The sequence below is a fragment of the Arthrobacter stackebrandtii genome (assembly GCF_017876675.1).
In the GTDB taxonomy this organism is placed as follows: domain Bacteria; phylum Actinomycetota; class Actinomycetes; order Actinomycetales; family Micrococcaceae; genus Specibacter; species Specibacter stackebrandtii.
Window position 1 is genome coordinate 2,110,617 of the sequence record NZ_JAGIOI010000001.1, and the last position, 22,065, is coordinate 2,132,681.

At 67.9% G+C, this 22,065-nt stretch carries 15 protein-coding genes and 1 pseudogene; 8 read left to right on the forward strand and 8 right to left on the reverse strand.

Annotated features, from left to right (window positions below):
* Positions 1–3 precede the first annotated feature (3 nt).
* The 5 genes from JOF48_RS19875 to JOF48_RS08970 are packed head-to-tail and all read left to right on the forward strand — an operon-like array spanning position 4 to position 3,099.
* Entirely contained in the window at positions 4–993 is a 990-nt protein-coding gene (locus JOF48_RS19875) for a polysaccharide deacetylase family protein (RefSeq protein WP_281067965.1), read from the forward strand.
* A gap of 34 nt (positions 994–1,027) precedes the next feature.
* Positions 1,028–1,639 carry a dihydrofolate reductase family protein gene (locus JOF48_RS08955; RefSeq protein ID WP_209679792.1) on the forward strand — a complete coding sequence of 204 codons (612 nt, stop codon included), beginning with the start codon at positions 1,028–1,030 and terminating at the stop codon, positions 1,637–1,639.
* On the forward strand, positions 1,636–2,043 hold the full coding sequence (locus tag JOF48_RS08960) for an MmcQ/YjbR family DNA-binding protein (RefSeq protein ID WP_342591204.1): 408 nt from the start codon (positions 1,636–1,638) through the stop codon (positions 2,041–2,043). Before JOF48_RS08955 ends, JOF48_RS08960 begins: the two co-directional genes overlap by 4 nt.
* Positions 2,027–2,602 (forward strand): DUF1990 domain-containing protein, encoded by a 576-nt coding sequence (locus tag JOF48_RS08965; protein WP_209679796.1) that lies wholly within the window; start codon positions 2,027–2,029, stop codon positions 2,600–2,602. The genes JOF48_RS08960 and JOF48_RS08965 overlap by 17 nt, the downstream gene beginning before the upstream one ends.
* A gap of 41 nt (positions 2,603–2,643) precedes the next feature.
* Entirely contained in the window at positions 2,644–3,099 is a 456-nt protein-coding gene (locus tag JOF48_RS08970) for a hypothetical protein (RefSeq protein ID WP_209679799.1), read from the forward strand.
* Between the two features lie 62 nt (positions 3,100–3,161).
* Here the strand turns inward: JOF48_RS08970 and purL are convergent, their stop codons facing one another.
* The 3 genes from purL to purS are packed head-to-tail and all read right to left on the reverse strand — an operon-like array spanning position 3,162 to position 6,486.
* Entirely contained in the window at positions 3,162–5,471 is a 2,310-nt protein-coding gene (purL, locus tag JOF48_RS08975) for a phosphoribosylformylglycinamidine synthase subunit PurL (protein ID WP_209684369.1), read from the reverse strand.
* An 8-nt stretch (positions 5,472–5,479) separates the two neighbouring features.
* Positions 5,480–6,232 (reverse strand): phosphoribosylformylglycinamidine synthase subunit PurQ, encoded by a 753-nt coding sequence (gene purQ, locus JOF48_RS08980; RefSeq protein WP_209679802.1) that lies wholly within the window; start codon positions 6,230–6,232, stop codon positions 5,480–5,482.
* Between the two features lie 2 nt (positions 6,233–6,234).
* Positions 6,235–6,486 (reverse strand): phosphoribosylformylglycinamidine synthase subunit PurS, encoded by a 252-nt coding sequence (gene purS / locus JOF48_RS08985; protein ID WP_038465086.1) that lies wholly within the window; start codon positions 6,484–6,486, stop codon positions 6,235–6,237.
* Positions 6,487–6,838: 352 nt separating this feature from the next.
* On the opposite strand from purS, the gene JOF48_RS08990 reads away from it, so the two are divergent.
* The 3 genes from JOF48_RS08990 (at position 6,839) to JOF48_RS09000 (ending at position 15,335) form a co-directional block, all read left to right on the forward strand.
* On the forward strand, positions 6,839–9,493 hold the full coding sequence (locus JOF48_RS08990) for an exo-alpha-sialidase (protein WP_209679805.1): 2,655 nt from the start codon (positions 6,839–6,841) through the stop codon (positions 9,491–9,493).
* A gap of 600 nt (positions 9,494–10,093) precedes the next feature.
* Positions 10,094–14,236, forward strand: a complete 4,143-nt coding sequence (locus JOF48_RS08995; RefSeq protein ID WP_209679809.1) for a discoidin domain-containing protein — start codon at positions 10,094–10,096, stop codon at positions 14,234–14,236.
* Positions 14,237–14,357: 121 nt separating this feature from the next.
* Positions 14,358–15,335, forward strand: a complete 978-nt coding sequence (locus JOF48_RS09000) for a GDSL-type esterase/lipase family protein (protein ID WP_209679811.1) — start codon at positions 14,358–14,360, stop codon at positions 15,333–15,335.
* Between the two features lie 116 nt (positions 15,336–15,451).
* Here the strand turns inward: JOF48_RS09000 and sucB are convergent.
* The 5 genes and pseudogenes from sucB to JOF48_RS09025 all read right to left on the reverse strand — a co-directional run.
* Positions 15,452–16,843, reverse strand: a pseudogene (sucB, locus tag JOF48_RS09005) (2-oxoglutarate dehydrogenase, E2 component, dihydrolipoamide succinyltransferase); the annotation flags it as partial.
* Positions 16,764–18,155, reverse strand: a complete 1,392-nt coding sequence (gene allB / locus JOF48_RS09010; protein WP_209679817.1) for an allantoinase AllB — start codon at positions 18,153–18,155, stop codon at positions 16,764–16,766. The gene allB and the pseudogene sucB, both read right to left, overlap by 80 nt.
* Positions 18,148–19,305, reverse strand: a complete 1,158-nt coding sequence (locus JOF48_RS09015) for a glycerate kinase (protein WP_209679820.1) — start codon at positions 19,303–19,305, stop codon at positions 18,148–18,150. Before JOF48_RS09015 ends, allB begins: the two co-directional genes overlap by 8 nt.
* A gap of 9 nt (positions 19,306–19,314) precedes the next feature.
* Entirely contained in the window at positions 19,315–21,093 is a 1,779-nt protein-coding gene (gene gcl, locus JOF48_RS09020; RefSeq protein ID WP_209679824.1) for a glyoxylate carboligase, read from the reverse strand.
* A 69-nt stretch (positions 21,094–21,162) separates the two neighbouring features.
* Entirely contained in the window at positions 21,163–22,041 is an 879-nt protein-coding gene (locus JOF48_RS09025; RefSeq protein ID WP_209679827.1) for a 2-hydroxy-3-oxopropionate reductase, read from the reverse strand.
* Positions 22,042–22,065 lie beyond the last annotated feature (24 nt).

Consider the following 22,065-nt stretch of genomic DNA (forward strand, 5'->3'; position numbering starts at 1 on the left):
CACATGCCACGCCATCTCAACCGCCACCGCCGAACCGCCCGAGTGGCCGGGCCCGTGCTGGCCGTTGCCGGAGTGCTGGCCATTTCGGCCTGGCTTGTCCCGGCATCCGCCCCGAATGTTCCTTCCGCAGTCTCCCCGCGCACGACGGCGCAGCCCGCCACTGCGCAGGCCGGCACCACCGCGGCGCCCACCACCGGGACGCGGCCCAGCCAGGGAAGCCCCGCGGCAGGAGCGCCGACAGCGGAAACTCGGGTGCCGCCGTCGTCCATGCCGCCGACCACCGCCCCGCCCCCAGCCAGCGAAGCCTCGACAACCGCCCCGCCCCCGCCGAGCGAGGCACAGGGCAGCCCGGCCGCGGCGGACAGCCTGGGCGGGCTGGTGCCGGACTATGTGCTTCCGCCCATTGTGGACGGACTGGCCCCGGTGCTGACCAAGGTGCCCACGGAGCAGAAGGTGGTGTTCGTTTCAATCGACGACGGCGCCGTGAAACGGGACTCCGACCTGGCCCTCCTGGAGGAGAACGGGATCAAGGCGTCGCTGTTCCTGGCACACGCCTTTATTGCCGGTGAGCCCCAGTTCTATGCGAAGTACACGTCGGCGGGGCACCTCATCGAGAACCACACCATGACCCACAACCTGGCCTTCATCCACCTCAGCTATGAGGAGCAGAAGGCGGAGATCTGCGGCATGGCCGACTTTGAGGAGCAGCAGTACGGGCGCCGGCCGGTGTTCTTCCGGCCGCCGGGCGGGCCGTACACGCAGGACACGCGGGCGGCGGTGGCGGCGTGCGGGCTGAAGGCCATTGTGGACTGGGAGGCGAAGGCCAACGCCGGCCGCATGGACTACCAGGTGGGGTCGGGGCTGCGGCCGGGCGACATCGTGCTGATGCACTTCCGCCCCGAATTCCCAGCCGACCTGGCCGCGTTCGTGGCCGCGCAAAAGGCCGCCGGGCTGAAAGTGGTGCTGCTTGAGGACTACCTCGCCACCGGGTAGCCCCCTGCGCCGGGATACCGGTAGCGTTGGTGCCATGACGCGCACAGTTTTCTACACGGCCTCCACGCTCAACGGCTACCTCGCGGATGAGGGCCACTCGCTCGACTGGCTGTTTGCGGTCCCGGGCGCCGAGGGCCCTGACATCGCCGCGTTCATGGACACCATGGGCGTCTTTGTGGAGGGTTCCTCCACCTATGAATGGGTGCTCCGGCACGAGAACCTCCTCGCAGAGCCGGCCAAGTGGCAGCAGTTCTACGGCAACAAGCCCACCTACGTCTTCACCTCGCGCACCCTCCCCGTGCCGGAGGGCGCCGACGTCCGGTTCGTCAACGGGCCCGTGGCGGATGTGCTGGCCGAGATCCGGGCGGCCGCGGGGGAACTGGACGTGTGGGTCGTGGGCGGCGGCGAGCTCGCCGGACAGTTCCTGGACCTGGGCGCCCTCGACGAGCTGGTTGTCACCTTCGCGCCCGCCACAGTGGCCGGCGGGGCGCCGCTGCTGCCGCGCACCGTGGGCGCGGACCGGCTCACCCTGCGCAGCGCCGAGCAGCACGGCCAATTCGCCATGCTGACGTACGACGTCGGCCCGGTTGCCGGGGCTGCCGGCGCAGACTCTGCCGGTGCCCGCCTGGGCAACGCCGGCCAGTGAGCATCACGGTGGCGGTGCTGCGGGCCGCGGCACTGGCCATGCCCGGGGCCTACGAGGACTACCCCTTTGGCCCCGAAACCAGTGTCTTCAAGGTCAAGGCGCCCGCCAGCGGCGGCTCCGAACGGCCCGGCAAGGTCTTCGCGCTGGGCAACCTCGAAATCCTACCGCTGGGCATCAGCCTCAAGTGCGACCCCGAACTGGCCCCGGCCCTGCGGGCGGCCAACCCCGGCATCACGCCGGGCTACCACCTGAACAAGCGGCACTGGAACACCGTGGACACCTCCGCAGTGGAGGAGGAGATGGTGCTGGAAATGCTGGAAGATTCGTACGACCTCGTGGTGGCCGGGCTGCCCAGGAAACAACAGGAAGCATTGGAGTGGAGCGCACATGTTGCCAAAGGCTAGCCGCGGCAGGCTGGATTACCCGTCCCTGGGCCTGACGGAGCTGGCCGCCGCCCGGGAACCCGGGGCCACCACTTGGCCCGCCGGGTTCGCCCACCTGGACAGGGACATCACGGTGGGCAGCGGCCGCGCCGCATTCGACGCCCTGGCCGAGGGCATCATGGGCTGGCAGGTGCAGCGCCTGGCGGGGCTGAGCGTCAAGGCCCCGCCCCGCGCCGTCGTCGGGGCGCGCGTGGTGAGCGGCTTCGGCGTCGGAAGCCTCCGGCTCCCCGTGCCGTGCGAGGTGGTGTGGGCCATGGAACCGGCCGCCGTGGAGGGGCCAGGCGGCGAGACCATCCGTGCCGGCTTTGGCTACGGCACCCTGCCCGGGCACCCCGCGCTGGGCGAGGAGGCATTTGTTGCGGAGCTGGCCCCCGGCGGGGCCGTCCACTTCCGCCTGCTTGCCTTCAGCCGCCCCGCCGGGCTCATCTACACCTTGGGCGCACCGGTGACGCGGCTGGCCCAGTCGGGCGTGACGCGCTCGTACCAGCAGGCCGCGCGGCAGCTGGCCGGCGGCTTTTAGTGGCGCGTGGCCGGCGTGCGGTGCAATGGCTGCTGGTCGTGATGACCGCAATTCCCCTGGCAGTGGGCAGCTATGAGGTTTTCGTCGTCACCGCGCAATACACGGGCCTCGGGTTCGTGGAGTCCTACCGGGCGTTTCAGGGCGGATCGCATCTTGGCAACGTCATTTCAGCCGTCACCTGGTACGGCGCCGGCGTCCTGACATGCCTTTGGCTGTTGCGGGGGACGGCCAGGTCCGGGACCCTGAGCTGGTGGAGGGTCGCCGGCATGCTGTTGCTCGCCTATGGAATTCCGTCATTGCTGGTGATCTACCCGGATGCCACCATGGGCTTTGCCGTGTCCCATGTCAGGGCCTTTGCCGCTGATGCCGCACCGCATTCACAGGTCCTCACGGCCCTGGCCGGCAGCGGACTGCTGGCCACGGCCGCATCCCTGCCCCTGTTTGCGGTGGACCGTCTTGTGGCACAACTGCGGTCCAAGGAGCATGTGCAGGCCTGAGAACGAAAAAGCCCCGGCCAACTCCGTGAAGAGTTGGCCGGGGCTTTTGCGTTGGCGGGCTGTTAGCCGAAGTACTTCGGCAGGGTTCCCTCGTGTGCAACGCGCAGCTCGTCCAGCTCTGCGGTGAACAGGCCCTGGATGTCCAGGGCGCCGCCTGCTGCGTCCACAACGCCGATGCGCGAGACCGGGAAGTTCCGGGCGGTGCACATGTCGTTGAAGCGGACTTCCTCGCTGCGCGGGACGGAGACAATGGCGCGTCCCTGCGTCTCGGAGAACAGGGCGGTGAAGGTGTCCACGCCGTCGCGGGCGGCAACTTCGTCCAGTGCCACGCGGGCGCCGGTGTTGAAGCGCAGCGCCGACTCAACAAGTGCTGCCGCGAGGCCGCCTTCGGAGAGGTCGTGGGCGGAGTCGATCATGCCGTCGCGTGAGGCGTTGATCAGGATTTCGCCCAATTCACGCTCGCGCTCCAGGTTCACTGCGGGCGGCAGGCCGCCCAGGTGGCCGCGCAGGTTGGCCCACTCGGAACCGTCCAGGTCGTCCGCCGTGGTGCCCAGGAGGTAGATGGCCTGGCCGTCCTCGGCCCAGCCCGACGGCGTGCGGCGCGCAACGTCGTCGAACTTGCCCAAAACAGCCACCACGGGGGTGGGGTGAATGGGGGTGGTACCCGTCTGGTTGTACAGCGAGACGTTGCCGCCGGTGACCGGGATACCCAAAACCATACAGGCGTCGGAGAGGCCACGGATGGCTTCGGCGAGCTGCCACATGACATCCGGGTCCTCGGGGGAGCCGAAGTTCAGGCAGTCGGAGACGGCCATCGGGATGGCGCCGGAGGTGGCGACGTTGCGGTAGGCCTCGGCCAGTGCCAGCTGGGCGCCGTGGTACGGGTCCAGGAAGGTGTAGCGGCCGTTGGCGTCGGTGGCCACGGCGAAGCCCAGGCCGGTTTCCTCGTCAACGCGGATCACGCCGGCGTCGTCGGGGAAGGCCTGTGCGGTGTTGCCGCCAACGTAGCGGTCGTACTGGTTGGTGATCCAGTCCTTCGAGCACATGTTGGGGGAGGCGACGAGTTCCAGCACGGCGGCCTTGAGCTCCTCCGGGGTGGAGGGGCGGCCAGCGTCGGCGGCGGAACCGGTGAACTTGTCGGCCTGCAGGGCATCCTGCCACTCCGGGCGGGCGTACGGGCGGTCGTAGACCGGGCCGTCGTGCGCAACGGTGCGGGGATCGACGTCGACAATTACTTCGCCGTCCCACTTGATGACCAGGCGGCCGGTGTCGGTGACCTCGCCGAGCCAGGAGTACTCCACGGCCCACTTGTCCATGGTCGCCTCAAACGCGGCAACGTTGTCGGGGGAGACAACTGCCATCATGCGTTCCTGGGACTCGGACATGAGGATTTCGCCCGGGGTCAGGGTGGGGTCGCGCAGCAGGACGGAGGTCAGTTCAACTTCCATGCCGCCGTCGCCGTTGGAGGCCAGCTCCGAGGTGGCGCAGGAGATGCCTGCGGCGCCCAGGTCCTGGATGCCCTCAACCAAGGAACCCTTGAAGAGCTCGAGGCAGCACTCGATGAGCACCTTTTCGGCGAAGGGGTCGCCCACCTGCACCGCTGGGCGCTTGGACGGCTTGGAGTCGTCGAAGGATTCCGAGGAGAGGATGGACGCGCCGCCGATGCCGTCGCCGCCGGTGCGGGCGCCGAACAAGACAACCTTGTTGCCCTTGCCGGAGGCGTTGGCCAGGCGGATGTCCTCGTGGCGCATGACGCCAACAGCGAGGGCGTTGACCAGCGGGTTGCCCTGGTACACCGAATCGAAGACCATTTCGCCGCCGATGTTCGGCAGGCCCAGCGAGTTGCCGTAGCCGCCAATGCCGGCAACCGCGCCGTGCATGATGCGGGCGGTGTCGGGGTGGTCGATGGCGCCGAAGCGCAGCGGATCCATCACGGCAACCGGGCGTGCGCCCATGGAGATGATGTCGCGGACAATGCCGCCGATGCCGGTTGCGGCACCCTGGTACGGCTCCACCATGGTGGGGGAGTTGTGGGACTCGATCTTGAACGTCACGGCCCAGCCGTCGCCCAGGTTGGTCACGCCGGCGTTCTCGCCGATGCCCACCAGCATGTCCTTCTTCATCTCATCCGTGACCTTGTCGCCAAACTGGCGCAGGTGGTTCTTGGAGGACTTGTAGGAGCAGTGCTCGCTCCACATGACGGAGTACATGGCGAGCTCAGCGGCAGTGGGGCGGCGCCCCAAAACCTTCACGACGTCGTCGAACTCGTTCTGCTTCAGGCCCAGCTCGGCCCACGGCAGCTCAACTTCGGGGGTTGCGGCGGCGTTCGCGACGGTGTCGATGTTGAACTTCTTCGCGGACTCTGTTGAAATCTCGCTCATTATTTGTCTCCCAGAAGTGTGTTCAAGACTGAGGTGAAGAATCCCAGGCCGTCGATGCCGGTGTGGCCCGGGCCGTAGCCGTGCTCAACCGCGTGCTCGGGGTGCGGCATGAGGCCCACCACGTTGCCGGCAGCGTTGGAGATGCCGGCGATGTCGCGGCGCGAGCCGTTCGGGTTGCCGCCCATGTAGCGGAACACCACGCGGCCCTCTGCCTCAAGGGCGTCAAGGGTCTTCTCGTCCGCGATGTACTGGCCATCTTGGTTCTTCAGGGGCACGGTGATGTCCTGGCCCTGCGTGTACGCGTTGGTCCAGGCGGTGCTGTTGTTCTCAACGCGCAGCACGGTGTCGCGGCACAGGAACTTCAGGTGGTCGTTCTTGATCATGGAACCGGGCAGCAGGTGCGACTCGGTCAGGATCTGGAAGCCGTTGCAAATGCCCAGGACGGGCAGCTTGGCATCGGAGTTCGCGGCGTCGATGATCTGTGACATCAGGGGCGCGAAGCGTGAAATGGCACCGGCGCGCAGGTAATCGCCGTAGGAGAACCCGCCGGGGATGATGACGGCGTCAACATCGGCCAGGACGGTGTCCGCATGCCAAAGGTCGACGGCGGTCGCGCCGGAGAGGCGGACGGCGCGGCTTGCGTCGCGGTCATCCAGGGTGCCGGGGAACGTCACCACGCCGATGCGGGCGCCAGCCAGCCGGGAATCAACGGGAGCCGGGGCGGCTCCGCCAATCAGGGGAGTTTCGCTCATGACTAGTCCGCCACTACTTCAACGTTGACAACGTCTTCGATGACCGGGTTGGAGAGCATGGTTTCCGCCGCTTCACGGGCCTGGGCCAGGATCTCCTCGGTCACCTCGCCGTCCACGGTCAGTTCAAAGCGCTTGCCCTGGCGGACAGCGGAGAATGCGGTGAATCCCAGACGGGGGAGTGCGCCAACAATGGCCTTCCCCTGCGGGTCCAGAATTTCGGGCTTGAGCATGACGTCGACAACGATCCGAGGCATCGAAGGAACTCCTGGTGTTAAGAAGGGGTGCCGCGGAGGTGCCGTCTTACGCCAACTTATGGGGCCGCACAGTGGTGGCCTGAAATGTAATAAGGAAAGCGCTCCGCGAGCTTGCCATCCCATTCTACGCAAGTGTTTGCAAACTCAGGAATTCCAGTGGCGCACATCGCATGCGGGGCCAGGGCAATGTTCGATCCTAGCGGCGCGCCGGAATCCGTGCAAAGTCGTTTTGTGACCGGGCGCACGCTAATGTTGTGGGACGTTCCATGTCCTGTAAGTCACACGGGGGCATGGAACTCTTGTGAATTGGGGACAGCCACGCGGCCAATGACGGCCGCTTCGAAAGGACCACATGAAATCCACCGACCTCCAACGCCGATGGAAGAAGCGCCGGACGGCCCTCGCCGCCGGAGCCATCGCCGCAGGCATGCTGGCCACCCTGGCCGCCCCCGCGATCGCCGACGTCCAGCCCTCCGCAGCGGCCAGCTATGAAGAGCAGGTACTCGCCAAAAACGGGGACAACGCCATTGACCCCGTGCTGGGCCGCTACTACCGCATCCCCGCGCTCGCGCACCTGGGCGACGGCGTCGTCCTGGCCTCCTACGACGGACGCCCCGACGGCGGAGACTCACCCTCCCCGAACTCCATCATCCAGCGCCGCAGCACCGACAACGGCAAGACGTGGGGCGCACCCACCTACGTGGCCAAGGGCCAGCCCGCCGCCGAAGGCAAGCTGCGCTACGGCTTCAGCGACCCCAGCTATGTCGTTGACGACGTCACCGGCGACGTGTTCAACTTCTTCGTCTACTCCAAGGACGTCAGCTTCCAAGGAAGCGGCTACGGCAACAACGACGCCGACCGCAACATCACCAGCGCCGCCGTCGCCGTCTCGCGCGACAAGGGCCTGACCTGGTCCATGGACCCGGCAAACATGCCGGTCCTGCCTCCCGTTGACTACGCCGCCGGCTCCGCATTTGCCGGCTACGACGGCCCGCTGGTCACCGACGTCGCCAAGCCCGTCGGCGACTCCGCCAACGTGGGCGGCGTGCAGGGCGTCTTTGCCGCCTCCGGCCAGGGCATCCAGCTCAAGTACGGCGAATATGCCGGCCGCCTCATCCAGCAGTTCACCGGCAAGGTCAGGCAGGCCAACGGCAACGTGGAATACCAGGCCTACAGCGTGTACTCCGACGACCATGGCAAGACATGGCAGCGCGGCGAGTTCACCGGCACCGGCATGGACGAGAACAAGACCGTTGAGCTCTCCAACGGCGACGTCATGCTCAACTCCCGCGCCAGCTCCGGCGGCAACGGCGGGCGCAAGGTTGCGATCTCCAAGGACGGCGGCCACAGCTACGGCCCCGTCACCGTGGACACCCGCCTGACCGACCCCGTCAACAACGCCTCCATCGCACGCATGCACCCCGACGCAGCTGAAGGCTCCGACGAGGCCAAGATGCTGCTGTTCTCCAACGCCAACGCCACCAGCCGCAGCAATGGAACCATCCGCTACTCCTGCAACGACGGCGCCACCTGGAGCGCCGGCAAGCAGTTCAAGTCCGGCTCCATGAGCTACTCCACCGTCACCGCACTCGGCGACGGCACCTTCGGCCTCTTCTACGAGGGCGACAGCAACACCATGACGTTCGCCAAGTTCAACGCCGAATGGCTCGACATCGAATGCGGCGTGGAGCTCACCGCGAAGGCCGTCACCGGCGCCAACGGCGAAACCGTGCAGGCCGAACTGACCCTGGCCAACAACGGCAAGACCACCATCGCCGGCGCCAAGGCCACCTTTGCCGCACAGAACGCCTGGACCTTCGGCACGGCCGACTTTGCCGACGTCGCCGCCGGCTCCTCGGCCACCGTCACCGTTCCAGTCACGATCCCCGCCAGCGCGAAGGCCGGCAGCTACAAGATCACGGCCAAGGCAAGCTACGGCACCCGTGAATTCAGTGCAGTGGTCCCCGTGACCGTCACCGGCGGCGCAGGTGCCATGCTGGGCCTGGACGTCGCGGGCTCGCGCACCGATGTCTCCCGTGACCTCGCAGCCACCCCCTACACCGTTGGCGAGCAGGTCCCGTACCAGTTCAAGGTCACCAGCCTGAGCAACATCTCCTCCAACGTTGCCCCCACAGCCGGCAACTTCAACCCGTTCCTGCCCCCGGCCGGCGGCAACTGCCGCTGGAACAACCTCTCCATGTGGGCCGACTACACCTGCGGCACGCCCCGCCACGCAGTGACCGCGGACGAGCTCGCCAACGGCTTCTTCGTCCCGCAGACCACCTGGCAGGCTGCCGCGAGCGGCATGGAAACCCTCGTCCTGGACGTCACTGGCGACGAAGTTGACCTGCTGGTCCGCAACCCCGAGCTCACCGCAACGGCCGCCGCTGTGTGGAACGATGTTGACGGCAACGGTCTGGCCGGTGCCGGCGACACTGTCACCACCACGGCCACCGTCACGAACTCGGGCAATGTGGCCCTGACCGGCGTTGCCGGACTGGGCGCCGAGCCTGCCACCCTCGCCGTTGGGGAGTCCGCCAGCTTCACCGAAACCCGTGAGCTGACGACGGCGGAAATTGCCGCCGGTGCCGTTGCGGAGCGTTCCGTTTCCATCGCCGCCGCCAACGGCGCGAAGGATGCCTCCGCCGTCGCACAGACTGCTGCCGTTGAGCTGCCGGTCCAGCCCGCCACCCCCGAGGAGCCGGCGTTTGAGCCGTCCGTGGAGCGCGCGAACCTGAAGGGCCAGGCGCCGGTTGACCTGGGCTTGAAGGTTGGCAAGTACAGCGTGGGTGAGATGGTCACGGTGAAGAACCTGCCCGTGAATGAGTGGGCGTACGTTCACCTGAACCAGCACGGGGCCCGGATCGGCTGGTTCCTGGCGAACGACGAAGGCACCATCACCTTCGAGGTTCCGGAAGGCACCAAGAACGGCAAGGACACCCTGGTGGTTTCCGGCCAGGACGGCAAGTTCCTCTCCTTCGCCACCTTCCACACCACCCCGAAGTAGCCACACTGCCCGCTGAGCGGGCCTAAAGCCGCGGGCACCGTGCTGTTCTGCGCAACGTTGGACGCCGGCCTGACGCACAACACTGTTCTGCGTCAGGCACGGTGCCGGCATTGCGCAGAACAGCACGCTTGGCCGGGGTTTCCATGTCCGGCGGCGCCCGCCCCGCCCCGGGAGGGCGCCGACGTCCACCACTTCTGGACACGGTTTTGAAGGAATGGCGCGCAACCTCTGGGTTGCGCGCCATTCAGCATTAACAGTGTGCATCGGGGGGGGTCTGAACACATGCGCACCACTCAGTCTGGGTTCTGCGTATAGGTGTCTGGACGCGTCAGTCACAACGAGTCGTACGCATGTGTGCGGTGGCCTGCCGGCCAGGCAACGAGTCGTGCGCACGGCCAAAGTGAAAGCGCACGGCGGACTGCGTTGCGTGCCGGACTGGACGCTGCGATGGAAATACTTCACGCAATGGATGGACTTTGTGATGCATAACACGCTAATGTGTTGTGGGTCATCCTACGTCCGAGGTCTGGGGGTCGGCAGGGTGCCATGGAGCGTTTGCAACTCTTTGACGGCCAATGGTGGCCGCTTCGAAAGGAACCAATGAAATCCACACAAAAGGCGCGGCGCCTCGGGCGCGGCCAGACAGCTTTTGCGGCGGGGGTGCTCGCAACGGGCATGCTCGCCTCCATGGTGGGGCCGGCCTTCGCCGAAACTGCAGAGCCTCTTGCAACCGGCGGCAGCTACAGCGAACAGGTCCTGGCCAAGCCGGGCGACAAGGCCACCGACCCGGTGCAGAACTGGTACCGCATTCCTGCCCTGGTTGACCTGGGCGGCGGCGTGATCCTGGCATCCTACGACGGCCGTCCCGACGGCGGCGACTCCCCGTCACCGAACTCGATCATCCAGCGCCGCAGCACCGACGGCGGCAAGACCTGGGGTGCGCCCACGTTCATTGCCCGCGGCCAGGTTTCCTCCAAGACCGGCCTGCAGTACGGCTTCAGCGATCCCAGCTACGTGTACGACGCCGAGACTGACACCGTCTTCAACTTCCACGTCTACTCGAAGAACCAGGGCTTCTGGGGCAGCGTTATCGGCACAGACGACGCCAACCGCGACGTCACCGGCACCCAGGTCTCGGTCTCGACCGACCGCGGCCTGACCTGGTCCACCGATCCGGGCAACCAGCCCGTGCTCCCCACACCCACCAACTACCCGGCCGGCTCCCAGTACGCATCTTTTGACGGCCCCCTCGTCACCGACGTGGTCAAGCCCGCGGGCGAGACCGTCGGCGGCGTGGCCAACGTGGGCGGCGTCGTGGGCATGTTTGCCTCCTCCGGCGAGGGCATCCAGCTCAAGTACGGCGAGCACAAGGGCCGCCTGGTCCAGCAGTTCGCCGGCCGTGTGCGCAACACCGCAGGTGCAGAAGTCATCCAGGCCTACAGCGTCTACTCCGACGACCACGGCAAGACCTGGACCAAGGGCGGCAACGTGGGCGAGCGCATGGATGAAAACAAGGTCGTGGAACTCTCCAACGGCGACCTCATGCTCAACTCGCGCGACAACGCCAACGGCAAGGGCCGCAAGGTCACCATCTCCAAGGACGGCGGCCAGACCTGGGGCCCGGTCAGCTACAACGCGGAGCTGAAGGACCCCACCAACAACGCCTCGATCGCCCGCGTCCACCCCAACGCGCCGCAGGGATCCGCCGAGGCCAAGGTCCTGATGTTCTCCAACGCCAACAGCACCACGGCCCGCGAGAACGGCACCATCCGCTACTCCTGCGACGACGGCACCACCTGGAGCGCCGGCAAGCAGTTCAAGAGCGGCTACATGGCCTACTCCACCGCCACCGCACTCAGCGACGGCACCTTCGGCCTGCTGTACGAGGCCGACAACAACGCCATCACCTTTGGAAAGTTCGACGCCGAATGGCTGGGTGTGGATTGCCTCGGCACCATGAACGCCTCCCTCACCGCCGCCAACGTCGCGGGGGCCAACGGCGCAACAGTTGACGCCGAATTGACGGTGACCAACAACGGCGCCCAGGCGCTCTCCGGGGCCGTGGCCTCCTTCACCGGGAAGCCGGGCTGGGAGCTGGGCTCCGCCGTCGTGCCCGACATTGCGGCAGGTGCCTCGGCAACCGTCAAGGTTCCCGTGACCATCCCGGCCTATGCGAAGGCCGGCAGCGCGACACTGACGGCGTCGCTGGGCCACGGCGGGCAGGGCGTTTCAGCCAACGTGCCCGTCACCATCACCGGTGGTGCCACGGAGAATGTGGCCGGCCTGGAGATCAAGGGCTCGGCCACCGACCTGGCACGCGACCTGGCAGCAAGCCCCTACGCAGTGGGCGAGGCCGTGCCGTACCAGTTCCGGGTGGACAGCCTGAGCAACGTGACGGCCTCAGCGGTCCCGGTGTCGGGCAACTTCAAGCCGTTCATCCCGGCCGACGGCGGCGGAAACTGCCGCTACCAGGTGCTGAATGCCGGCTCCGGCTACACCTGCGCCACCCCCAAGCACTTTGTCACCGCGGACGAACTGGCCGACGGCTTCTTTGTGCCGGCGACCGAGTGGGAGGCCACCGCAACGGGCGCAACCACGCAGAAGTACTCCATCACGGGGGCCGAAGTGGACCTGCTGGCCCGCAAGCCCTCACTGTCGGCGACCCACACGGGCGGGGAGCTGGTGGATGTTGACGGCAGCGGCTTCGCCACGCCCGGCGACACCATCTCCTACACCTCGGTCATCACCAACAACGGCAACGTCCGCCTGACCGGCGTCACGGTGGCCGGCCAGAAACCGTTCACGCTGGCCGCCGGCGAGAGCAAGACTCTCGCCTCCGTCCACACCGTGACAGTGTCCGACGTCGCCGCCAACCGCGTCGTGGACGGCCTGGTCGTCACCGCGAAGAACGGCGCCAAGCGCGCGGCCGCCTCCGTCTCGGCGAAGGCCGTTGCCGCCTGCTCCGATGCGCTCTGCGGCCAGGCACCTCCCATGGACAACCTGATCCCGCAGGACCAGCTGTCCATCGCCGCAGTTTCCTCGGAAGAGCTGACGGGCGAATCCGCTCCGAGCGGCCCCGCCACAGCACTGCTGGACGGGGACATCAACTCCTACTGGCACACCCAGTGGAGCGGCACCGTGGCGAACTTCCCGCACTCGGTCGTCTTCGACCTTGGCCAGAGCTACAGCGTGACCGGCCTGGAATACACGCAGCGCCAGGGCGGTTCCGGCGTCAACGGCCAGTTCAAGGACTACGAGATCTACGTCTCGAACGATCCGTTGGCCTTTGGGGAAAAGGTGGCCAGCGGTTCCTTCACGACCAGCAAGGACGCCCAGCGGATCGCCATCGCCGGCGGCAAGGCCGGGCAGTACGTGAAGCTGGTGGGCCTGAACGCCACCAACGGCCTGGCCTTCGGCGGCGGTGCCGAGGTCAACATCGGCGGCCTGCCGGCTGACTCCACCGCGCCGACCGTTTCCGCAACACCCGGCACGGTTGAAGCCGGCAAGGACGTCACCGTCTCCGTCGCGAAGTTCCCGGCCAACGCGGCTGTGGAACTTGCCCTGGGCGGCACCGTGCTGGGCACGGCCACCACCGATGCACAAGGCAATGCCAGCAAGGCCGTCACGGTCCCCGCCGGCACCGCCGCAGGCAGCCACACCCTCACGGCCACCTCCGGGGCAACCACCGCCACGGCCCTGCTGAAGGTGAACGCGCCGGCAGCCGTGCTCAGCGCCACGATCGAAGGCGCGCGCGCCGATTCCGGCCGCGATCTTGCCGCGAACCCGTACGCCGCGGGCGAGTCCCTGCCGTACAACTTCGCGGTCAAGAACACCTCCGGCGCAACGGCCACGGTCTACCCCACATCGGGGGAGCTCACGGGCTTCAACATCAACGGCACGCCCAACTGCCGGTACCGCAACCTTGGCGCCGGCGCGGGCTACACCTGCACCACTGCCAAGCGCGTCGTCACGGCCGAGGATGTCGCCAACGGCTTCTTCAGCCCCGTCACCCAGTGGGCCGTGGAAGCTGCCGGCTCAGCCACCGTGAACTACACCGTCGACGGCGGCGAGGTGGATGTGCTGGTGCGCAACCCCGAGCTGACCGTCACAGCAGGCAGCGTGTGGAACGATGTTGACGGCAACGGTCTGGCCGGTGCCGGCGACACTGTCACCACCACGGCCACCGTCACGAACTCGGGCAATGTGGCCCTGACCGGCGTTGCCGGACTGGGCGCCGAGCCTGCCACCCTCGCCGTTGGGGAGTCCGCCAGCTTCACCGAAACCCGTGAGCTGACGACGGCGGAAATTGCCGCCGGTGCCGTTGCGGAGCGTTCCGTTTCCATCGCCGCCGCCAACGGCGCGAAGGATGCCTCCGCCGTCGCACAGACTGCTGCCGTTGAGCTGCCGGTCCAGCCCGCCACCCCCGAGGAGCCGGCGTTTGAGCCGTCCGTGGAGCGCGCGAACCTGAAGGGCCAGGCGCCGGTTGACCTGGGCTTGAAGGTTGGCAAGTACAGCGTGGGTGAGATGGTCACGGTGAAGAACCTGCCCGTGAATGAGTGGGCGTACGTTCACCTGAACCAGCACGGGGCCCGGATCGGCTGGTTCCTGGCGAACGACGAAGGCACCATCACCTTCGAGGTTCCGGAAGGCACCAAGAACGGCAAGGACACCCTGGTGGTTTCCGGCCAGGACGGCAAGTTCCTCTCCTTCGCCACCTTCCACACCACCCCCGCCTCCAAGTAATTGGGCCCCGGCCGCGAGGGCCCGCTGCAAGCAGTGGGATCGGCCGGGGAATGAGACAACAACGCTTCGGGCCCCTGCCAGCACCGCCGGCAGGGGCCCGAACCCATCCCGAAGGATCCCCATGGCTTCAGTTGCAGCGCAGTTCTCCGGAGTGTTCTCCATCCAACAGGAGCAGGGCGGCGCCCGGCGCTTCCACCGGCTGGACCGCGCCGGCTACCTGCCGCCCAGCACCGACGGCCTCGCCAACCGGGCAGCGATGGCAGCGGGAGTCCGGGCCGCCTGGCACACCAGCGGCGGGATGCTCACCCTGGCCGGGCACGGCGGCCCCGACTGCGCACCCTATGACATCCTCGCCAACGGCCGGCGCATCCACCGCCTGCCCGCCGCCGGCAGCCACAGGCATGAGGTGGAACTGGGCGGGCTTGAACCGGACACACTGGTGGAGCTCTGGCTGCCACACTTTGGCGACTTCACCCTGCAGGAGGCCATGCTCGACGGCGAAAATGTCACCGCGGCCTGGGGGGCGGGACGGCGGTGGATCACCTACGGCAGCTCCATCACCCACTGCCAGCAGGCCGACGGGCCCACCCAAACCTGGCCGGCGCTCGTGGCCGCCCGCAACGGCTGGCAGCTGTCAAACCTGGGGTTTGCAGGGGAATGCCAGCTGGATCCGACCGTTGCGGAGACGATCGCCCGGATGCCCGCGGACCTCATTTCCCTGTGTGTGGGGATCAACAGTTACAACGCATCGGTGTTTTCCAAGCGCAGCTACGGTCCTGCCCTGCAGGGATTCCTCAAGGCGGTGCGTGCGGCACACCCTGCCGTGCCGGTGGTGGTCATCACGCCGGTGCTGTCGCTGCCCCGCGAGGACAAGGCCAATGAGGTGGGCTGGACGCTGGCCGACTACCGCCGGGCAACGGCACACGTGGTTTCCGGCATGCAGGACGCCGGAGACACCCGGCTGCACGTCATTGACGGGACGTCGGTGCTGACCGAGCAGGAGGCCGCGGACCGGCTCCCGGATACGCTCCACCCGGACACGGCAGGCTATGCCATCATGGCCGACCGCCTCGCCCCGCAGCTCGCCGCCTTCCTCTAGCCCTGCCGACGCGGCATCACACCGCCCAAAAAGAGGGCGAACGCTGCATCCCGATGTGATGCAGCGTTCGCCAGAATGGGGCATTGTCTGATGCCGCGTCGGGACGGGGGAGAAAGTCAGAGGCCCAGCTCGGCCTCGAAGTCCCCGGCCTCAAGCCGGGCGGTCACAGCCTGCAGGAACCGGCCCGCATCCGCGCCGTCCACCAGGCGGTGGTCGTACGTCAGGCACAAATACATCATGTGCCGGATGGCCAGCTGGTAGTCCCCGTCGGGGCCTGTGACCACCACGGGCCGCTTTACGATCGCACCCGCGCCCAGGATGCCCACCTGCGGCTGGTTGATGATGGGAGTGTCAAACAGCGCGCCAACTGAGCCGATGTTGGTGATCGAGAACGTGCCGCCGCCCAGCTCATCCGCCTGGATGGTGCCGTTGCGGGTGCGGGCGGCAACGTCGGCGATCCCCGAGGCCAGGCCCGCCAGGCTCAGAGAGCCGGCGTCGCGCACCACGGGAACCAGCAGGCCCTTGGGCGTGTCCACGGCAAAGGCGAGGTGCTCGGCGTCGTGGTAGCTGATGGTGCCGGCGGCCTCGTCAAAGGACGCGTTCAGCATGGGATGCAGCTTGAGCGCCTCGGCCACCGCCAGCGCAATGAACGGCAGGTACGTCAGCTTCACGCCGTTCGCGGCCGCAAACTGCGCCTTGGCCCGTTCCCGCAGCCTGACGACGGCGGTCACATCCACCTCATGCACCTGGGTCAGCTGCGTTGAGGTGTCCAGCGACTCGCGCATGCGCCGGGCAATCACGGCACGGATCCGCGGCGCCTTCACCACGGTGCCGCGCAGGCTTTCGACGGCGGACGGCCCCGCCTGTGCGGTTGGTCCCGCGACGGCGGCCGCAACCACGGGAGCCGCCGCAGTTGGGGCGGAATTCGCGGCGGCCGGGGACGGCTGTGCAGCGGCTGCCTTCACATCCTCGGCCCGCACCCGTCCGCCGATGCCGGTGCCCGCCACGGCGGCCAGGTCCACGGTGAGCTGGCGCGCGAGCTTGCGGACGAGCGGGGTGTAGTAGCGTCCGGCTGGCGGAACCGCAGGGGCATGGACAACCGCAGGCGCCTCGGCCGCGGGCAGGGAAGGGGCCGCCGGGGGTTCCGCGGCCGGTTCCGCGGACACGGCCGGGACTGGCTCGTCCACGGCCGTGGCAGTCCCCGGGGAGATGACCGCCAGGGCCGCACCGATGTCTGCCATCTGGTCTTCAGTGACCAGGATTTTGGACAGGATGCCAGCAAACGGGGAGGGGATCTCGGTGTCCACCTTGTCGGTGGACACCTCAACGAGCGGATCGTCAATGGCCACGAGGTCGCCCACGGACTTCAGCCAGCGGGTGACGGTGCCTTCGGTGACGCTCTCGCCAAGGGCCGGCAGCAGGACCGATTCAGACATGGGCATCCTGTTCAACCGTGATCTCGCCGCGGCGCAGCAGCTTGCCGGTGGGCTCAACGCCGTCGATCTCCTGCCCGCGCAGGAAGGTGCGGCGGACCACGCCGGAGAGGGCGCGGCCGTCGTAGGGGGTGATCGGGTTCTTGTGCTTGAGCTTGGAGACGTCCACAACGTAGGCGTCGTCCGCGGCGAAGACAGCGAAGTCGGCGTCGTAGCCGGGGGCCAGCTTGCCCTTCTTGTGCAGCCCCACCAATTCGGCGGGAGCCGTGGACATCCACTGGATGACCTGCTCCAGTGCAATGCCGCGCTGGCGGGCCTCGGACCAGATGAGCGAGAGCCCCAGCTGCAGCGAGGACACCCCGCCCCAGGCCACGGCAAAGTCGCCGTTCTCCAGGTCCTTCAGGTCCAGCGTGCTGGGGGAGTGGTCGGAGACGATGCAGTCGATCGTGCCGTCCTGCAGACCCTGCCACAGCAGCTCGCGGTTGGATGCCTCCCTGATGGGCGGGCAGCACTTGTAGGCGGTGCCGCCGTTGGGAATCTCCTCCGCCATGAGCGTGAGGTAGTGCGGGCACGTCTCAACGGTGAGCCGCACGCCGTCGCGCCGGGCACTGGCGATCATGGGCAGGGCGTCGGAGGAGCTCAGGTGCAGGATGTGCGCCCGGGAACCGGTCCAGCGGGCCCGCTCAATGACCTCGGCAATGGCCAGGTTCTCGGCGCCGCGGGGCCGGGAGGCCAGGAACTTGTCGTAGTGGTCGCCCTCGGCGGTGGGTGCCCGGTCAATGGCGCGGGAGTCCTCGGCATGCACGATCATGATCGAGTCGAAGGACTTCAGCTCGGCCATGTCGGCTTCCATCTCATCCGCGTCCAGCGGCGGGAACTCGTCCACGCCGGAGTGCAGCAGGAAGCACTTGAAGCCGAACACGCCGGCGTCGTGCAGCGGGCGCAGGTCCGCCTTGTTGCCGGGGATGGCCCCGCCCCAGAAACCCACGTCGACGAAAGCCTGGTCCAGCGCCACGCTGCGCTTCAACTCAAGGGCGTCCACATTGGTGGTGGCTGGAATGCTGTTCAGCGGCATGTCGATCACGGTGGTGACGCCGCCGGCGGCAGCCGCACGGGTGGCGGAGGCGAACCCCTCCCAGTCCGTGCGGCCGGGCTCGTTGATGTGCACGTGGCTGTCCACGAGGCCCGGGATGAGGGTTTCGTCGTCGGCCAGTTCAATGACCTCGCGGCCCTGGAGGTTGTTGCCGAGGGGCTCCAGGGCAATCACGACGCCGTCGCGCACCCCCACTTCCCGCGGCACGATGCCGGCGGTGGTGAGCACGCGCCGGCCCCGGAACACAAGGTCAAAGAGGCCGCCCTGGGTGGTGTTTTCTTCGGTGTCAGACATGGGAATTCTCCTGTTCACTGCCGGTGCGGACCAGCTCTTCCCCCATCATCTCTCCGATGCGGGTCAGCAGGGCTCCGGCATTCTTCATACAAATGGTGGTGTCGGCTTCAAGGTCGGTCAGGGCGTGGGTGCGGGCGAAGCCGGCCGCAGCCAGGGTGTCGCGGTCCAGGGTGGTGCGCCCGCAGACTGCGACGGCGGTGACCCCGGCCGTGCGGGCCGCGCCGCTGACACCCATGGGCGCCTTGCCGAACAGGGTTTGTTCGTCCAGGCTGCCCTCGCCTGTGACGACGAGGTCGGCGCCCTGGAGGCGCCCGGCCAGGCCGGTCAGGCCCAGGACCACCTCGATCCCGGGGCGGCGCTTGGCGCTCAGCACGGCCAGGGCCGCGTAGCCGGTGCCGCCGGCCGCACCGGCGCCGGGGGCGTCGAGGGCGTCCACGGCAGCGGTGCCGAGGGCGTTGGCCATGATCCGGAAGTACCGCTCCAGGGAGGACTCCAGGTGCGCCACGTGTTCCGGGGTGGCTCCCTTTTGGGGGCCGAAGATGGCTGCCGCGCCTTCCGGGCCGAGGAGCGGGTTGTCGACGTCGCTGGCCAGGGTGAAGCTGGCGCCGCCGAGGCGGGGGTCCAGGCCGGTGACGTCGATGTTGGTCACCTGGGCGAGGGCGCCGCCGCCGGGCGGCAGGTGCCGTCCCGCGGCGTCCTTGAACGTGACCCCCAGTGCGGCCAGCATGCCGGCACCGCCGTCGGTGGAGGCACTGCCGCCCACGCCCAGCACGATCTCCGTGCAGCCGTGGTCCAGGGCGGCACTGACCAGCTGGCCGGTGCCGAAGGTGGAAGCGGCCAGCGGCGACAGGCGGCCGTCCGGCAGCACCGCCAGCCCGGAGGCTGAGGCCATCTCGATCACGGCGGTGGTGCCGCGGATCGCGAAGTCGGCCTCGACAGCCTCGCCGGTGGGCCCCTGCACCGTTGCCGGGACCCGGGTGAAGCCGGCGGCGACGACAGCGTCGACGGTGCCCTCGCCGCCGTCGGCCACGGGCATCAGCTCTATCTCCAGGCCGGGGTGGCCGGCCCGCAGGCCTGCCGCCAGGTGCCGGGCAACCTCAGGGGCGGAAAGGGACCCCTTGAATTTGTCGGGGGCGAGGATGACCCGCATGGCCGCCCCCTAACCCTGCAGCGCGAGGATGGCCGTGGGCGCGTCCGTGGCGTACTCGGCGATGTCCTCGATCTCGGTGACGTTGTCCAGCTCGGTGCCCATGGAGATGTTGGTGACCTTCTCCAGGATGGCTTCAACAACAACCGGGACCTGGAATTCCTCCATGAGCCGCTTGGCCTCCGTGAACGCGGCCTGCATGTCCTCGGGGCGCTCAACCCGGATGGCCTTGCAGCCCAGGCCCTCGGCAACCTTGATGTGGTCCACGCCGTAGCCGTTGGTCTCGGGGGAGTTGATGTTCTCGAACGCCAGGGAGACGTGGTAATCCATCTTGAAGCCGCGCTGCGACTGGCGGATCAGGCCCAGGTAGGAGTTGTTGACGACAACGTGGATGTACGGCAGCTTGAACTGGGCGCCGACGGCCAGCTCCTCGATCATGAACTGGAAGTCGTAGTCGCCGGAGAGGGCGACGACGGGCTGGCCGGGCTTGCCGCGGACAACGCCCAGGGCTGCCGGGCCGGTCCAGCCCAGCGGGCCCGCCTGGCCGGCGTTGATCCAGCGGCGCGGGCCGAAGACGTGGAGCATCTGGGCGCCGGCGATCTGCGACAGGCCGATCGTGGAGACGTAGGTGGTGTCCTGGCCGAACGCCGCATTCATCTCCTCGTAGACGCGCTGCGGCTTCATGGGGACGTTGTCGAAGTGGGTCTTGCGCTGCAGGGAGCCCTTGCGGGTGGCGCAGTCGTTGGCCCACTGGGTGTAGTCGGGGACCGTGCCGGCGGCCTTGCGCTCGCGGGCGGCCTCCAACAGCGCGTCCAGGGCTGCCCCGGCGTCGGAGACAATGCCCAGGTCCGGGGCGAACACACGGCCGATCTGGGTGGGCTCGATGTCGATGTGGACGAACTTGCGGCCCTTGCGGTAGGTGTCCAGTCCGCCGGTGTGGCGGTTGGCCCAGCGGTTGCCGATGCCGATGACGGTGTCCGACTCCAGGAACGTGGCGTTGCCGTAGCGGTGCGAGGTCTGCAGGCCCACCATGCCGGCCATGAGGGGGTGGTCGTCGGGGATGGCGCCCCAGCCCATCAGGGTGGGGATGACGGGGATCGACAGCAGCTCGGCCAGCTCAACCAGCTGTTCCGAGGCCTCGGCGTTGATGATGCCGCCGCCGGCAACAATGAGCGGGTGCTCGCCAGCCAGCAGGATGTCCAGGGCCTTGTCCGCCTGCTTGCGCGAGGCGGCGGGCTTGTTCGGGGCCAGCGGCTCGTAGGCGTCGATGTCGAATTCAATCTCCGCCATCTGGACGTCGATGGGCAGGTCCAGCAGGACCGGGCCGGGGCGGCCGGAGCGCATCAGGTAGAAGGCCTTCTGGAAGGCGCCGGGAACCTGGCCCGGCTCCTTGATGGTCATGGCCATCTTGGTCAGCGGTGCGGCAATGGTTTCAATGTCCACGGCCTGGAAGTCTTCCTTGTGCAGCTTGGCAACGGGGGCCTGGCCGGTGATGCACAGGATCGGCACGGAGTCGGCCCATGCGGCGTAGAGTCCGGTGATCATGTCGGTGCCGGCGGGGCCGGAGGTGCCGGTGCAGACGCCGATGTTGCCCTTGGCGGCGCGGGAGTAGCCGTCCGCCATGTGGGAGGCGCCCTCAACGTGGCGGGCCAGGGTGTGGTTGATGCCGCCGTGGGCCTTCATGGCGGAGTAGAACGGGTTGATGGCCGCCCCGGGGAGGCCGAACAACTCTGTTGCGCCCTCCTTTTCCAGGATCAGGATGGCGGCGTCAACGGTACGCATCGTGGACATGGTTTTCTCCTTTGGAAAGTCTGTTGGTGCCCCGGTGGGCCGGGGCGGAATGGTGCTGCTGGTGGCGGGCTACTTGCGCCCTGAGAGTGCCGCGGCCTGCTTGAAGAGGCCGGAATGGTCCAGGCCGCCGTCGCCCTGGGCGACCATGGCGGAGACGAGCTGGGCAACCGCTGCGCCGAGGGGGACGGTGACGCCGGCCTCGCGGGCCGCCGCGGTGACAATGCCCAGGTCCTTGTTGTGGAGGGCGAGGCGGAAGCCGGGGTCGAAGTTGCGGTCAAGCATCTTCTGGCCCTTCTGCTCAAGGACCTTGGAGCCGGCGAGCCCGCCGCCAAGGACCTTGAGGGCGGCGTCGGTGTCGACGCCGTAGGCCTCCAGGAAGACGATGGCTTCGGAGAGTGCCTGGATGTTGACGGCCACGATCAGCTGGTTTGCAGCCTTCACGGTCTGGCCCGAGCCGGAGGGGCCCACGTGGACGATGGTCTTGCCCACCGCGCCGAGGACGTCGCCGGCGTCGGCAAAGTCCTTCGCGTCGCCGCCCACCATGATGGACAGCACGCCGTCAATGGCGCCCTGCTCGCCGCCGGACACCGGGGCGTCCAAGGGGCGGATGCCGGCGGCAGCGGCGTCGTCGGACAGGCGCTTGGCCACGTCGGGGCGGATGGAGCTGGCGTCGATCCACAGGGTGCCCTTGCGGGCGTTGGCGAAGACGCCGTCGGGGCCGCCAACCACTGCTTCGACGTCGGGGGAGTCCGGGACCATGGTGATGACGGCGTCGGCGTCCTTGACGGCGTCCGCAATGCTGGTGGCGCCGTTGCCGCCTGCTGCCACGAGCTTGTCGATGGCGCCCTGACTGCGGTTGAAGCCGGTGACCGTGTGGCCTGCCTTGACGAGGTTGACTGCCATGGGCAGGCCCATGATGCCGAGTCCGATAACTGCAACGTTTGTCATGATGTGTCCTTCAAAAAGTGTGTG

Bases quoted from the DNA above. Each gene is read 5' to 3' on its own strand.
- JOF48_RS09015 (WP_209679820.1), bottom strand. From the start codon at position 19,305: ATGCGGGTCATCCTCGCCCCCGACAAATTCAAGGGGTCCCTTTCCGCC.
- JOF48_RS19875 (WP_281067965.1), top strand. From the start codon at position 4: ATGCCACGCCATCTCAACCGCCACCGCCGAACCGCCCGAGTGGCCGGG.
- JOF48_RS09025 (WP_209679827.1), bottom strand. From the start codon at position 22,041: ATGACAAACGTTGCAGTTATCGGACTCGGCATCATGGGCCTGCCCATG.
- JOF48_RS08970 (WP_209679799.1), top strand. From the start codon at position 2,644: ATGACCGCAATTCCCCTGGCAGTGGGCAGCTATGAGGTTTTCGTCGTC.
- JOF48_RS08990 (WP_209679805.1), top strand. From the start codon at position 6,839: ATGAAATCCACCGACCTCCAACGCCGATGGAAGAAGCGCCGGACGGCC.
- JOF48_RS08995 (WP_209679809.1), top strand. From the start codon at position 10,094: ATGAAATCCACACAAAAGGCGCGGCGCCTCGGGCGCGGCCAGACAGCT.
- JOF48_RS08955 (WP_209679792.1), top strand. From the start codon at position 1,028: ATGACGCGCACAGTTTTCTACACGGCCTCCACGCTCAACGGCTACCTC.
- JOF48_RS08965 (WP_209679796.1), top strand. From the start codon at position 2,027: ATGTTGCCAAAGGCTAGCCGCGGCAGGCTGGATTACCCGTCCCTGGGC.
- gcl (WP_209679824.1), bottom strand. From the start codon at position 21,093: ATGTCCACGATGCGTACCGTTGACGCCGCCATCCTGATCCTGGAAAAG.
- purQ (WP_209679802.1), bottom strand. From the start codon at position 6,232: ATGAGCGAAACTCCCCTGATTGGCGGAGCCGCCCCGGCTCCCGTTGAT.
- allB (WP_209679817.1), bottom strand. From the start codon at position 18,155: ATGTCTGACACCGAAGAAAACACCACCCAGGGCGGCCTCTTTGACCTT.
- purS (WP_038465086.1), bottom strand. From the start codon at position 6,486: ATGCCTCGGATCGTTGTCGACGTCATGCTCAAGCCCGAAATTCTGGAC.
- JOF48_RS09000 (WP_209679811.1), top strand. From the start codon at position 14,358: ATGGCTTCAGTTGCAGCGCAGTTCTCCGGAGTGTTCTCCATCCAACAG.